Annotated in this window: 17 protein-coding genes and 1 tRNA gene; 10 read left to right on the plus strand and 8 right to left on the minus strand. The window is 20.2% G+C overall.

Annotation, left to right across the window (positions count from 1 at the left end; translation table 11 throughout):
- Positions 1 to 169 precede the first annotated feature (169 nt).
- The 5 genes from BUCICURT3053_RS01230 to greA form a co-directional block, all read right to left on the minus strand.
- A tRNA-Leu gene (locus tag BUCICURT3053_RS01230) sits at positions 170 to 259 on the minus strand.
- Between the two features lie 82 nt (positions 260 to 341).
- Complete coding sequence (secG, locus tag BUCICURT3053_RS01235; RefSeq protein WP_154061205.1) at positions 342 to 602, minus strand: preprotein translocase subunit SecG; 261 nt, start codon at positions 600 to 602, stop codon at positions 342 to 344.
- A 530-nt stretch (positions 603 to 1,132) separates the two neighbouring features.
- Positions 1,133 to 2,968 (minus strand): ATP-dependent zinc metalloprotease FtsH, encoded by a 1,836-nt coding sequence (gene ftsH, locus BUCICURT3053_RS01240; protein WP_154061206.1) that lies wholly within the window; start codon positions 2,966 to 2,968, stop codon positions 1,133 to 1,135.
- 43 nt (positions 2,969 to 3,011) lie between these two features.
- Complete coding sequence (locus tag BUCICURT3053_RS01245) at positions 3,012 to 3,641, minus strand: RlmE family RNA methyltransferase (protein ID WP_154061207.1); 630 nt, start codon at positions 3,639 to 3,641, stop codon at positions 3,012 to 3,014.
- A gap of 173 nt (positions 3,642 to 3,814) precedes the next feature.
- On the minus strand, positions 3,815 to 4,294 hold the full coding sequence (gene greA, locus BUCICURT3053_RS01250) for a transcription elongation factor GreA (RefSeq protein ID WP_154061208.1): 480 nt from the start codon (positions 4,292 to 4,294) through the stop codon (positions 3,815 to 3,817).
- A 332-nt stretch (positions 4,295 to 4,626) separates the two neighbouring features.
- Here greA and BUCICURT3053_RS01255 point away from each other — a divergent pair, with 332 nt between their 5' ends.
- The 4 genes from BUCICURT3053_RS01255 (at position 4,627) to cgtA (ending at position 6,786) form a co-directional block, all read left to right on the plus strand.
- Positions 4,627 to 4,875: a BolA/IbaG family iron-sulfur metabolism protein gene (locus BUCICURT3053_RS01255; RefSeq protein ID WP_154061209.1), complete on the plus strand. Its 249-nt coding sequence runs from the start codon at positions 4,627 to 4,629 to the stop codon at positions 4,873 to 4,875.
- 241 nt (positions 4,876 to 5,116) lie between these two features.
- Positions 5,117 to 5,431 carry a 50S ribosomal protein L21 gene (rplU, locus tag BUCICURT3053_RS01260; protein WP_154061210.1) on the plus strand — a complete coding sequence of 105 codons (315 nt, stop codon included), beginning with the start codon at positions 5,117 to 5,119 and terminating at the stop codon, positions 5,429 to 5,431.
- Between the two features lie 20 nt (positions 5,432 to 5,451).
- On the plus strand, positions 5,452 to 5,712 hold the full coding sequence (rpmA, locus tag BUCICURT3053_RS01265) for a 50S ribosomal protein L27 (RefSeq protein ID WP_154061211.1): 261 nt from the start codon (positions 5,452 to 5,454) through the stop codon (positions 5,710 to 5,712).
- 72 nt (positions 5,713 to 5,784) lie between these two features.
- Positions 5,785 to 6,786, plus strand: a complete 1,002-nt coding sequence (gene cgtA, locus BUCICURT3053_RS01270; RefSeq protein ID WP_154061212.1) for an Obg family GTPase CgtA — start codon at positions 5,785 to 5,787, stop codon at positions 6,784 to 6,786.
- Positions 6,787 to 6,996: 210 nt separating this feature from the next.
- Here cgtA and rpsI read toward each other — a convergent pair whose 3' ends face one another.
- Both rpsI and rplM read right to left on the minus strand, forming a co-directional pair.
- A complete protein-coding gene (rpsI, locus tag BUCICURT3053_RS01275; RefSeq protein WP_154061213.1) occupies positions 6,997 to 7,389 on the minus strand; it encodes a 30S ribosomal protein S9 in 393 nt (130 codons plus the stop codon).
- A 30-nt stretch (positions 7,390 to 7,419) separates the two neighbouring features.
- Positions 7,420 to 7,848 (minus strand): 50S ribosomal protein L13, encoded by a 429-nt coding sequence (gene rplM / locus BUCICURT3053_RS01280; RefSeq protein WP_154061214.1) that lies wholly within the window; start codon positions 7,846 to 7,848, stop codon positions 7,420 to 7,422.
- A 145-nt stretch (positions 7,849 to 7,993) separates the two neighbouring features.
- Here rplM and BUCICURT3053_RS01285 point away from each other — a divergent pair, with 145 nt between their 5' ends.
- The 6 genes from BUCICURT3053_RS01285 (at position 7,994) to rplS (ending at position 12,578) form a co-directional block, all read left to right on the plus strand.
- Entirely contained in the window at positions 7,994 to 9,136 is a 1,143-nt protein-coding gene (locus tag BUCICURT3053_RS01285; RefSeq protein ID WP_154061215.1) for a prephenate dehydratase domain-containing protein, read from the plus strand.
- Positions 9,137 to 9,226: 90 nt separating this feature from the next.
- Entirely contained in the window at positions 9,227 to 10,573 is a 1,347-nt protein-coding gene (ffh, locus tag BUCICURT3053_RS01290) for a signal recognition particle protein (RefSeq protein WP_154061216.1), read from the plus strand.
- 63 nt (positions 10,574 to 10,636) lie between these two features.
- Positions 10,637 to 10,894: a 30S ribosomal protein S16 gene (rpsP, locus tag BUCICURT3053_RS01295; protein WP_154061217.1), complete on the plus strand. Its 258-nt coding sequence runs from the start codon at positions 10,637 to 10,639 to the stop codon at positions 10,892 to 10,894.
- A gap of 30 nt (positions 10,895 to 10,924) precedes the next feature.
- The gene (rimM, locus tag BUCICURT3053_RS01300) at positions 10,925 to 11,428 is read left to right on the plus strand and encodes a ribosome maturation factor RimM (RefSeq protein ID WP_154061218.1); all 504 of its coding nucleotides are present in this window, start codon (positions 10,925 to 10,927) and stop codon (positions 11,426 to 11,428) included.
- A gap of 30 nt (positions 11,429 to 11,458) precedes the next feature.
- The gene (gene trmD, locus BUCICURT3053_RS01305; protein WP_154061219.1) at positions 11,459 to 12,145 is read left to right on the plus strand and encodes a tRNA (guanosine(37)-N1)-methyltransferase TrmD; all 687 of its coding nucleotides are present in this window, start codon (positions 11,459 to 11,461) and stop codon (positions 12,143 to 12,145) included.
- A gap of 85 nt (positions 12,146 to 12,230) precedes the next feature.
- Positions 12,231 to 12,578, plus strand: coding sequence for a 50S ribosomal protein L19 (gene rplS / locus BUCICURT3053_RS01310; protein ID WP_154061220.1), 348 nt, complete (start codon positions 12,231 to 12,233; stop codon positions 12,576 to 12,578).
- A 131-nt stretch (positions 12,579 to 12,709) separates the two neighbouring features.
- Here rplS and tldD read toward each other — a convergent pair whose 3' ends face one another.
- Positions 12,710 to 14,146 carry a metalloprotease TldD gene (tldD, locus tag BUCICURT3053_RS01315; protein ID WP_154061221.1) on the minus strand — a complete coding sequence of 479 codons (1,437 nt, stop codon included), beginning with the start codon at positions 14,144 to 14,146 and terminating at the stop codon, positions 12,710 to 12,712.
- Positions 14,147 to 14,352 lie beyond the last annotated feature (206 nt).

Below are 14,352 nucleotides of genomic sequence, written 5' to 3' on the forward strand. Positions count from 1 at the left end.
TGCTAAATTTTTACAATAGATATTTTCTAATGAAAAATTTTTATTTATTAAATAGTTGTAATAAAAAACCCCGAAAATTTCGGGGTTAAAATATTAAATTTCCATTTTAATAAAAAATATATTTAATATAAAAAATTAAAAAAAAGAAAGAAAAAAGAAACATAATTTATACCGAAGACGGGAATTGAACCCGTATACTTATTTAAAATTAAGTACTATCCCCTCAAGATAGCGTGTCTACCAATTTCACCACTTCGGTTAAGATCTTTATATTATTATTATAGTATAAATATTTTAATAAATAAGCATAATTATAAAAATAAAATGATTTATATAAATAATTATATATTTAAACTATATTGAGTCCAATAATTAAATTTACATAAAATTAAACTTATTACAAAAAATAAAATTAATAATACTATTATTGTATATGTCATTACATAACTTTTCGAATGTTCAGTAAATAATTGAGAGGAATAATCACTGACATTAGAAGATAAATTACTTCCAGAACTAAATTGAAATATAATAAGAGAAATTAATATAAAAGAAATAAAAACAAAAATTATTAATAAAAACAAATGCATATAAAGCACCATATATTATTTTAATACTTAAAATATAATTTATATAAAATATTTATATAATTAATTATTATTAATTTAAATTTATAAAAATTTTATATATTAAAAAATAGTATATACTAATTAAAATAGTATATAAATAATTTTTATTTACTTTTAAAGTATTAAAATAATTTCTTATAAAAATATATATGTAAGTAAATATTTATAAAAAATACAAGTATTTAATAAAATATGTATAAATTTTATTTTTTAGTAATTATTAAACAGTTTTATCTAATAAAATACATGAAATTATTTTTTTAAAATAAAAAAATATATATTTTTTATAAATAGTTAATTTATTAATGATATCTATTATAAAAATAGATATCATTAAATTATAATAATAATATTTTTAATAATTATAAATTTTATATAAATTATTTTTAAAAATAATTATAAGTAATAATATTTATATTTTTATAAAAAAAAATAACTATCACTATATAAAATAAATTAATTTTTTAATAAAATAAAAAAATTTCTTTCTATAAAAATAATTTTTAACGTAAATACCACCCATCTGGTACACGAACTGGTTTTCTAGACATTAAATCATCGATTTGAAAAGAATCTAATGTTTCATATTTCATTAAAGCATCTTTCATTGCATGTAAAATATCTATATTTTTACTTAAAATTTTCTTTGCTCTTTTATAATTGATTTTAATTAGTAACTTTATTTCCTCATCAATAATTTGAGCTGTTTTATCTGAAATATATTTATTTTTTTCTATAGTCTGACCTAAAAAAACTTCTTTTTCTTCTTCTACATATGATAAAGGTCCTAATTTTTCTGAAAAACCCCATCGTGTAACCATATTTCTTGCTAAACTAGTAGCTAATTTTATATCACCATAAGAACCAGTTGAAACTTTATTGAAACCATAAATAATTTCTTCAGCTAAACGTCCGCCATATAAAGTAGATATTTTACTTTCTAATTTTTGACGACTTAAAATACGTGTGTCAGATAAAGGTAAAAATAATGTTAAACCTAAAGCATTTCCTCTAGGAATAATTGTAACTTTATGTACAGGATCATGATTAGGAACTAATCTACCAATGATTACATGCCCAGATTCATGATATGCAGTAGATTCTCTTTGGAATTCTGTTGTTATAATAGATTTTTTTTCAGAACCCATTATGATTTTATCTCTAGATTTTTCAAAATCTAACATACTAACTACAGATTTATTAAATCTAGCAGCTAATAAAGCTGCCTCATTAACTAAATTAGCTAGATCTGCCCCTGAAAAACCAGGAGTACTTCGAGCTATAATAATAGGAATTACATCATTGGAAACAAGAATTTTTCGTATATGAATTTTCAATATTTCTTCTCTTCCCCTAATATCCGGCAAAGAAACTGTAACTTGTCGATCAAATCTACCAGGCCTTAAGAGAGCGGGATCAAGAACATCGGGACGATTAGTAGCTGCAATTAATATAATACCCTCATTACCTCCAAAACCATCCATTTCTACTAATATTTGATTTAATGTTTGGTCTCTTTCACTATGACTATTATTTGCATGTATACTTCTTTTTCTTCCAACCGCATCAATTTCATCAATAAAAATTATACAAGGCGCACATTTTCTTGCATTTTCAAACATATCTCTAACTCTAGAAGCGCCAACACCTACAAACATTTCCACAAAATCAGAACCTGATATTGCGAAAAAAGGAACATTAGCTTCACCAGCAATTGCCTTAGCTAATAATGTTTTTCCGGTTCCAGGAGGGCCAGACATTAATATCCCTCTAGGAATTTTTCCGCCAAGTCTTTTAAATCTATTTGGTTCTTTCAAATACTCAACTAATTCAGATACATCTTCTTTTGCTTCTTCGCATCCAGCAACATCCGAAAAAGTAGTTTTAACTTTATTTTTCAATGATGTTTTAGCTCTACTTTTTCCAAATAAAAATGCTCCTTTACTTCCATTAACCTGTATATAATTTATAAAAAAAATTAATATACCTACTAAAAAAAAAGAAGGAAACCAAGAAATAAAAATAGATAAAAAAATACCTCGACCTTTATTAGGATAATCACCTATAATATTAATCTTATGACTTAATAATACATCTAATAGTCTAAAATCATGAATAGGGATATATGTAATATAATGTGACATATCTTTTCTAATAACTGAAATTTTATTTCCATTAATTCGAACTTCACGAATTTTATTTCTATTAACTTCTACTAAAAAAGTAGAATAATTAACTTCATAATTATTTAAATAATAATTATTTATTTTTTGAAATAAAGATATTCCTATAATTAAAATTAAAGACCATATAATGAAATTTTTAACTGTATTAGTCAAAAGATAACCCCACTTTATGTTTATATTAAAATAAAATAAAAAATTATATTTTAAGTCCACGAGCTATAATAAAAACTTCACGAGAATTAAAACGTGAAGAACGTGGTTTATAAACTTTTACCATTATAAATTTACTAAAAATTTTTTGTATATATTCATTAAAACCATAACCTTGAAATAATTTTATTATTAAATACCCCGATTTCGATAATACATGTATAGCAATTCTTAATGCAATATTACTTAATTTAAATGTATTAACATTATCAACAATAGAACAACCACTAATATTAGGAGACATATCAGACATAACAACATTCCAGGAATATTTTTTTAAAAAAAACAACATTTTTTTTTGTACATCTATATTTGTGACATCTCTATGAAAAAAAGTAACATTTTTTAAAGGGCGCATTGGTAAAATATCATATGCAAAAATAACTCCTGAACAACCAATCTTCTGACTAGCATATTCTGACCAACCCCCTGGATTTGATCCTAAATCTATAATATTCATACCTTTTTTAAAAATTTTTTCAGACTCATTAATTTCTTTTAATTTAAACCATGATCTAGATCTCAAACTTCTTCTATTTCTTTCTTTAACATAAGGATCACTGTAATGTTTTTTAAACCAATCTTTAGAACTTCTTGAATTTTTTCTAAAAATCATAGTATATTAATACCGATAAATATAAAAGACACAGAAATTTAATAAAAATCTATTATACATAGAAATATTTATTTTTTTTAAATTACTTAGATTTTTATGTATAAAAACAATTAATATATTATAAAAAACTATTTAATTAAAAATTAATAGATATAATCTGTATATTATATATTTTAAATATATTCAATTTTTTTAATTAAATATTTTACTGATCCAGAAGGGGTTTTTACTAAAATAATATCATTTTTTTTTCTTCCAATTAAAGCTCTAGACATAGGTGAATAAATAGAAATTGAATATTCTTTATAATTAGCTTCATCATCACCTACAATCGTATATACAAAGATATCATTTGTATATATTTGTAATACTGTTACAGTACATCCAAAAATAACAATACCTTTATAAGGTATTTTGGTTATGTCAATAATTTGAGCACAAAACAATTTATTTTCAATTTCACATATTCTATTTTCACAAAAACTTTGTTCTTCTCTTGCTGAATGATATTCCGCATTTTCTTTTAAATCACCTAATTGTCGAGCATCTGCAATTGCCTTTACAATACAAGGTCTTATAGTATATTTTAATTTTTTTAATTCAGATTTTAATTTATTAAAACCCCGTAATGTCATTGGAACTTTATTAAACAAGCTCTTAACTCCTTTACGTTAAAATATAAAAAATAAAATTTAATTTATTAAAATTATTAATTTTATATCTCTATAAAAAAAAGAATATTACATAAATAATATTGAATATTTTAATATTATGTTAAAATATATTATAAGTATATAATAATATATATGTATATATTAAAAATATATAATTAATAAAATTATCAAAAAATATTAAAATTACTAAAAATAATATAAAATATATATATTTACATATAAAAGTATTTCTTATATATCATACAAAATAAAAATATTTATATTAATTAAATTTAATAATTAATTAATACATCAGATGTAGAGAAATTAATATGAAATCTAATAAAATTAGTGTTTTAATTAAAGAAAAATTAAAATTAAAAAAAGTAATAATAAATAAACAATATAATAATATTATTATTACAGCTATAGGAGATTTTTTTATAGGTATGAATTCTTTAGAAAAACAAAAAAATATATATAAAATATTAATGCCTTATTTTTTAAAAAAAAAAATTCATGCTGTTACTATAAATACATATACTATATCTGAATGGAATAAAAAAAATTTTATTAAATAACAAAAATAAATAATTACATAAAAAAATATTTTTCAAAATGTATAAAACTAATAATATAAATATATCATAATTATAAAAAAAACATATGATATAATATTTAATATAATAATTTTATTTTTTGTAAAAATGTTTTATCTTAAAATTAAATCAAAAATTTAATTTATAAAAAGTATTTTTAAATAAAATAAATATTATATTAAAAATTTTTATCTTTAACTGATTAATATATAGAGAAAAAATTATGTATGCGATATTTTTAGATCGTAATAAACAATACAAAGCAAAATGCGGGCAAATTATTAGATTAGATAAATTAAATGCAAAAATAGGAGAAAAAATACTTTTTAAAAAAATAATACTATTATCCAATCAAGAAAAAATATTAATTGGAAAACCAATATTAAAAAATATTTATATAGAGGGTTCTATATATAAACACGGAAGAAATAAGAAAATAAAAATTATAAAATTTAATCGTAGAAAACATTATAAAAAAAATCAAGGACATAGACAATATTATACAGATATTAAAATAAAAAATATAATGTATTTATAAAATAAATTAAGGAAAAAAAAATGGCACAAAAAAAAGCAGGTGGTTCTTCTCGAAATGGAAGAGATTCACGTTCAAAAAGATTAGGTATTAAAAAATACGGGGGAGAATATGTTTATCCCGGGAATATTTTAGTTCGACAAAGAGGAACAAAATTTCATCCAGGTAAAAATGTTAAATGTGGAAAAGATCATACGTTATTTTCTATTACTACAGGGAAAGTAAAATTTAAAAAAAGAGGTTTATTAAAAAAAACATATATCAGTGTTATTTGTACAATATAAAAATATTAAATTATATAAATAAATAAAAATTATTTAATTTTATAAAAATATTTTCAATAAGAGAGATACAACATGAAATTTGTCGATTCAGTTATAATTCATGTATCTGCTGGAAATGGAGGGAATGGATGTATTAGTTTTAGAAGAGAAAAATTTATACCAAAAGGGGGACCAGATGGAGGCGATGGAGGTGATGGAGGTAATATTTGGATAATTTCTGATTTAAATATGAATTCATTAACTGACTATAGAATTAAAAAAATATTTTATGCTGAAAACGGAAAAAATGGATTTAATTCAAATAGATCAGGAAAAAAAGGAAAAGATACATTTATTCGTGTACCACTAGGAACAAGAGTACTAAACACCGAAAATAAATCAATAATATCTGATATAATATATAAAAAACAAAAAATCCTTATAGCTAAAGGTGGTTGGCACGGATTAGGAAATTCTAGATTTAAATCATCTACAAATAGAACACCTAGAAAAAAAACAAATGGTACTCTAGGTGAGAGAAAGATCATAAAATTAGAGTTAATATTAATTGCTGATGTTGGTACATTAGGTTTGCCAAATTCAGGAAAATCTACTTTAACTCAAGCTCTTTCTAATGCAAAAACAAAAATAAATAATTATCCTTTTACTACATTAAAACCTGTATTAGGAACAGTAAAAATAAAAAAAAAAACTTTTATTATTGCTGATATACCGGGTATTATAAAAGGAGCATCATCTGGAATAGGATTAGGAATACAATTTCTAAAACATTTATCGCGTTGTCGATTATTATTACACATTATTGATATAACAACAATTAAAAAAAAAAATATTAATAAAATTAGATTAATTATTTTAAAAGAATTAAAAAATTTTAATGAATCAGTATTTAATATACCTAGATGGTTAGTTTTTAATAAAATTGATAGTTTAAAAAAAAAAAAAATCATTAAATTAATAATATATATAAAAAAAAAAATAAAAAAAAATCAAAGATATTACTTAATTTCAGCTAAAAAAAAAATTGGAATAAAAAAATTGTCTAAAGATATAATTGAATATTTATATAAATGAAATATTTAAAAAATATTTTTAACAAAAAATAAAATACTATATTTAATTAACCAAATATAAAAAATAAAAAATATTTTACATTTAATTAAATTTAAAAAATAATTTTATTTATTTATATAAAATAAAAATATGTTTCTATTTTTATTTCAAAAATAAAATTTATTTTTATTAAAAACCCGGATTAAAATATACCGGGTTTTTATAAAAAAATTATCTTTTTGAAAACTGCGGTTTTTTTCTGGATTTACGAAAACCACATTTTTTACGTTCTACTTGTCTTGAATCACGAGTAACAAATCCTTCTTTTCTTAAAATATCTCTTAATGTACTATCATATTTTATCAATGCACGAGTAATTCCTTGACGGATTGCTCCAGCTTGACCTGAAACTCCACCACCTTTAACAGTAATATAAAAATTAAATTTATTTAACATATTAACTATGTCTAAAGGTTGCTGAACAACCATGCATGATGTTTCTCTTCCAAAATATTTTTTTAAAGAACGTTTGTTAATAACAATTTTACCTTCTCCTTTACATAAAAAAACACGAGCTGAAGAACTTTTACGACGACCTGTACCATAATTTATATATTTTGACATAAATATATCTCTCTCCTATTACTTAAATAATTAAATATCCAAAAAAATGGGTTTTTGAGAAATTAAATTATGTTCATTAAATGAAAATACTTTTAATTTTTTAAAAACATCTCTACCTAAAGAACCTTTAGGTAACATTCCTTTTATTGCTTTTTCAATTATACGTTTAGGATGATGTAACAACATATATTGCAAAGTATATTTTTTTATACCTCCAACATATCCTGTATGATGATAATAAATCTTATTAATTTCTTTTTTTCCTGTAACAATTATTTTTGATGCATTTATAACTATGATATAATCACCAGTATCTATGTGGGGGGTGTATTCTGGTTTATGTTTTCCTCGTAAATATATAGATATTTTACTTGCAAGACGACCTAATATTTTATTAGTTCCATCAACATAATACCAAGATTGTATAATTTTATTTGAATTAGCTGAAAAACTTTTCATAATAAATTACCTATATAGTTATTAAAATTAAAATATATTTATTTATTTTTTCTAAAAAAAAATAATTTTATTTATATATATAAAACATATTTATAAAAATTTATACATAATAAAAATATAAAAATAATTAAATTGGAAAATAAAAATGAATAAAAAAACAAAATTATATTTATTAAGAAATAAAATAAATTTTATTGATAACAAAATAATAAAACTATTAAAATGTAGAGAATCTTTATCAATAGATATTTTAAAAAATAAAATATATAATAAATTTAATATTCATGATAAAAATAGAGAAATAGAATTATTTAAAAACTTAAATAAAATAAGTAAAGAAAATGAAATTAATCCTATATTTATAGAAAAAATGTTCAAAATGATTGTAGAAAATTCTATTTTAATTCAAAAAAAATGGAAAAATAAAATATTAAATTCTAAAAAAGAATTTCGTTGTGCATATTTAGGACCCACAGGTTCATATTCATCTACCGTTTTTAATATTATAGCTAAAAAAAATAAAAATATTTTACTAGAAGATGAACATATTAATTTTCAATCTATAATAGATTCTTTTAATAAAAAAAAATGTCAATTAGCATTGTTTCCTATTGAAAATAGAATATCAGGAATTATTCCTGAAGTATATGATATATTGAGAAAACAAGAAGAAGTAAATATAGTTAAAGAAATAAATATATCTATTCATCATCATTTATTTACTTTAAAGAATTGTTTTTTCTATGATATAAAACGTGTATATAGTCATATACAACCCTTTATACAATGTAGTCTTTTTTTAAAAAGATTTCCAGAATGGAAAAAATACTATTTTAATAGTACATCTGCAGCTATGAATCAAATTTCTATAGAAAACAAAAAAACATCTGCTGTATTAGGAAATTCAATAGGAGGTTCTTATTATAATTTACAAAAAATAGCTACAAATATATCTAATATAAAAAACAATATAACTCGATTTATACTAATTTCAAACAAATCAAAAAAAATATCTAATATAATTCCATCTAAAATAACTATATTAATAACATTAAAAAATAATAAAATTAATAAACATAAAATATTAAAAATATTAAAAGAAAAAAATATTTTAATTATAAAAATAATTTTAGCAAGTAAAGAAGAAAAAACATATCTACTAGAAATAAAATCTAATATAAACTCAGACATTACAAAAGATGTATTATACCATATAAAAAAATATACTAAATATATAAAAATACTAGGTTGTTATCCTATCTCAAATAAAATAATAAAAATATATTAATTAATTTAAAAAATTTATTTAATATAAATAAAATTATTATTATAATAATAATAATTTATATTACTAATATAAGGATATTTATCCAACGTTATGTTTAATAACTTAACAAAAAAAATAACAGATATTTTTGACAAAATTTCATATAAAAGTCAACTAAAAGAAAAAAAAATAAAAAAAACGCTTAAGAAAATAAAAATAGCATTAATAGATGCTGATGTATCATTAGAAGTGATAAAAATATTTTTAAAAAATATAAAAAAAAAAATATCAGAAATTTATATAAATAAAAATTTTAGTCCTAGTCAGAATTTAATACAAATTGTATTAAAAGAATTAATTAAAATAATGGGAAATAATTGTTATCTATTTAATTTTTTATTAAATAGTTTAACTATTTGTACTGTTATAGGTCAACCAGGTTCTGGTAAAACAACTAGTATAGCTAAACTAGCTTATTTATTATCTAAGCAATATAAAAAAAAAGTACTTGTAGTGTCTATTGATATATATAGACCAGCTGCAATTTTACAATTAAAGAGATTAATAAAACAAACAAAAGCTAATTTTTTTCCATCTAATCTTGATCAGAAAATAAATGAAATTATAAAATTGGCAATAAAAGCAGCAAAAAAAGAACAATATGATGTATTATTAATTGATACAGCAGGAAGAATGCATACGGATCAAAAAAAAATTAATGAACTAAAAAAAATACAAAATTATATTAAACCTCATGAAACATTATTTGTTGTTGATTCAATGACTGGTCAAGATTCTATTTATTCAATTAATAAATTTAATAAACATTTTAAATTATCTGGAATTATTTTAACGAAACTAGATAGTGATACAAGAGGAGGAATTGCTTTATCTATTCGAATATTAACAAAAAAACCAATAAAATATATTGGTATCGGAGAAAAAATTTATGATCTACAAATTTTTCATCCCGAAAGAATTGCTAAAAGAATTTTAGGAATGGGTGATATATTATCTTTAATAGATGAAATTCAAAATAAAATAAAACACAAAGAATTAAAATTACTTAAAAAAACCACTAAAAAAGGAGATACATTTAATTTAAATGATTTCTTAATACAAATTAAACAAATAAATAAAATAGGAGGAATTAATTCATTAATAAATAAATTACCAATTAATATATTTTCTTCAAATTCAATTTTAGAAAAAATTGATGAAAAATCTCTTATAAAAATTAAAGCAATGATTAATTCAATGACAGAAAAAGAAAGAAAATTTCCATCTATTATAAAATATTCAAGAAAAAAAAGAATATCACAAGGATCTGGAAACACAATACAAGAAATAAATATTTATTTAAAAAAATTCGATAATATTAAACGTATTATGAAAAAAATTAAAAATAGCAAAAAAAATAAAATATTTGAAAAAATTAAAAATTATCTGATAAAATAATATATATGATCAATATTTTATATAAAAAAATAAAATAAATAAAAAAAATAAAAAGGATTTCAAATGATTAAAATAAGACTTGCTCGATATGGAGTAAAAAAAAAACCATTTTATAAAATAATAGTTGCAGATATTAGATCTGCTCGTAATGGAAAATTTATTGAAAATATTGGATATTTTAATCCTTTTGCTGGAAAAAATGAAGAAAAAGTATTTTTTTATACTAAAAAAGTTCAATATTGGTTACAAAAAGGAGCAAAAAAATCAGATAGAATAAAAAAATTATTAAATCAATACAACAAAAAAAACCATTCTTATTAATATTACTAATATTATTATTCTTAATTAATTATGATTATTATTGGAAAAATAGGAAAACCATATGGAATTTTAGGATGGATACATTTAATTTCATTTACAGAAATCAAAAAAAATATTTTTTATTATTTTCCTTGGAGATTAAGTAAAAATAATTTAATTATTAATAAAAATGATATAATTATATATAAAAAATATATAAATAATTTCATTATAAAGTTAAAAAAAATTGATAATAGAAATCAAGCTTTTAACATATCTCAACAAAAAATTTTAATTAAAAATACACAATTACCTAAATTAAAAAATAAAGAATATTATTGGCATGATATTTTATTTTGTAATGTTTTTAATACAAAAGGAAAAAAAATAGGACTAGTAATTAGTATACTAGATAATAAAATCTATAATATATTATTAGTTTTATGTAAAAAAAAAAATAAAACTATATATATTCCGTTTATAAAAAAAAAAATTATTAAAAAAATAAATATTAAAAAAAAAATTATTATTGTTGAATGGTTTAATTATAAATAAATATATTTTTTATAAAAAAAGATAAACAAAATGATACAATTTAGTATTATAACAATTTTTCCAAATATGTTTAATAATATCTTTAAATATGGGGTAATAAAAAAAGCAATTCAAAAAAAAATAATTAATATCAAAATATTAAATCTACGAAATTTCAGTATAAATAAAAGAAAAAAAGTGGATGATAAAATATACGGAGGAGGTTCAGGTATGTTAATTATGTTTTTACCCCTATTTAGAGCTGTTATAGAAGCAAAAAAAAAACAAAAAAAGAAAAGTATAGTGATATATTTATCACCACAAGGAAAAATATTAAATCATAATAATATAAAATATTTTATTAAAAAAAAAAATTTAATATTTATTTGTGGACGTTACAAAGGAATTGATGAAAGATTTATAAAAACACAAGTAGATGAAGAATGGTCAATTGGTGACTATATATTAACTGGAGGAGAATTACCAGCTATGATATTTATAGATGCTATTACACGATCTATACCAGGGGTGTTAAATAACCAAAATTCTTTAAGAGAAGAGTCATTTAATAATAATTTATTAGATTGTCCAAATTATACCAGACCAAAAAATATAAATAATAATATAGTACCTTCTGTTTTATTATCGGGAAATCATAAAAAAATAAAAAAATGGAGATTAAAATATGCATTAAAAAATACTTTATTGAAAAGACCTGATTTATTAAATAAAAAATAAAAAATAATTATTAAAATAATAAAAAACATAAAAATTATAAAATAATAATATATATTTTAGAATTAACTATATGAGAAATAAAAATATGAGTAATATTATCCAAATAATTGAAAATGAATATAAAAAAAAAAATATTCCTAATTTTAAAACAGGAGATTCTCTTATAGTAAAAATATGGATATTAGAAGGAAATAAAAAACGTATACAATCTTTTGAAGGAATAGTAATTTCCAAAAGAAACAGAAATCTTAATTCATCATTTACTATACGTAAAATATCAAACGGAGAAGGGGTAGAGAGAACTTTTCTAACTCATTCACCGAATATAAATGAAATAGAAATTATAAAAAATGGATTGGTTAGAAAAGCTAAACTATATTATTTGCGTAAATGTAAAGGAAAATCTGCACGCATAAAAGAAAATTCAAAATAAATAATACAAAAATATATATACTTATATTATATAAATCATAAAAAATTTAAATAATTAATAATTTAATTGATTTATATTAATTATGCAGTCATAATACTATTAAATTGACTGCACAAAATATATTAATATTTTTAAGAAACACCACCTATTGTTAATTTATTTATTTTAATAGTAGGCTGACCAACACCAACTGATATATTTTGACCACTTTTACTGCAAGTACCTAAACCACTATCTATACTTAAATTATCTCCTATCATAGATATTGATTGCATTACTTGTATACCTGATCCAATTAAAGTAGCTTCTTTTATAGGATAAAGAATTTTACCATTTTTAATAATATATGCTTCTGAAGTAGAAAAAACAAAATTTCCTGAAGTAATATCTACTTCCCCTCCACTGAAATTTACTGCATATATACCATATTCTACACTTTCAATAATATTTATATGTTTATCTGTACCAGATAATAAATATGTATTTGTCATACGAGGTAAAGGAAGATATGCATATGATTCTCTTCTTCCATTACCGGTACTTTTACTATCCATAATATGTGCATTCAATTTGTCTTGTAAAAAAGATTTTAAAATTCCTTTTTCAACTAATATATTATATTGACCAGGTACTCCTTCATCATCAATATTTATTGAACCTCTACAGCCTATTAGGGTAGAATCATCAACAATGGTACACAAAGAAGAAGCAACTTGTTTTCCGATTTTTTTATAAAAAATAGATGTTTTCTTTCGAATAAAATCTCCTTCTAATCCATGACCAACCGCTTCATGAAATAAAATTCCAGGCCAACCAGGACCTAATACAACAGGAAAATATCCAGAAGGAGAAGATTTTGCAGACAAAGTAACAAGAGCAATACGGACAGCTTCTTTTGTCCAAAAATCTATTAATGTTTCATTATTATTTTTTTTTTTAAAAAAATCACTAAATTTTAGTCTACCTCCTCCTCCACTATAACCTTTCTCACGATTATTATTTTGTTCAACAGTAACTCGGATGGAAATATTAACTAAAGGACGAATATCATGAGATATAAAATTATTGTCTGTTGAACCAATCACAATTTCTTCATATTCACACGTTAATATTGAATAAACGTCAATAACACGAAAATCTTGTTTTCTTGCCAATGAATCAATAGATCTTAATAAATAAATCTTTTTTTTAATGGAAAAATTTTTTATTGAATTACATTGAGTATATAAGTAATTCATATTTAAATATGATTCTTTTTTAAAAATATTTCTATCCATTGTAGACAAAAATGAACAAACTTTATTAGTAGCATTAACTAAGTTATTTAATGTAATTGAATTAGTGTAAGAAAAACTAGAAGAAATATTTTTTACCACTCTAATTCCTACTCCTTCATCAAAAAAATAAGTACCTTTTTTAATAATTTTGTTTTCTAAAACCCATACTTCTTTTTCCTTTAATTGAAAATAAATATCACCAAAATCAACTTTTTTATCTAACATATCATTTAATAATAAATAAATATTATTTTTAGTAATATTATATTTTTTTAAAAAAATATCTATCATAATTCAGTATCTCTTAAAATAACCATAAATTTAAATATATTATTTAAAATAAAAAATATTTATCTTATAATAAAAAATTAAAAATAAAAATTTTTAAAAATATTTTTAAAAATAATATACATTACTATAAAATTAATTTTAATTAAATAATTACTATAAAAACTATATAATTATTTTATAAAATGTTAATATGTACAATAAATAAT

The organism is Buchnera aphidicola (Cinara curtihirsuta), assembly GCF_900698895.1.
Lineage (GTDB): Bacteria > Pseudomonadota > Gammaproteobacteria > Enterobacterales > Enterobacteriaceae > Buchnera_F > Buchnera_F aphidicola_AX.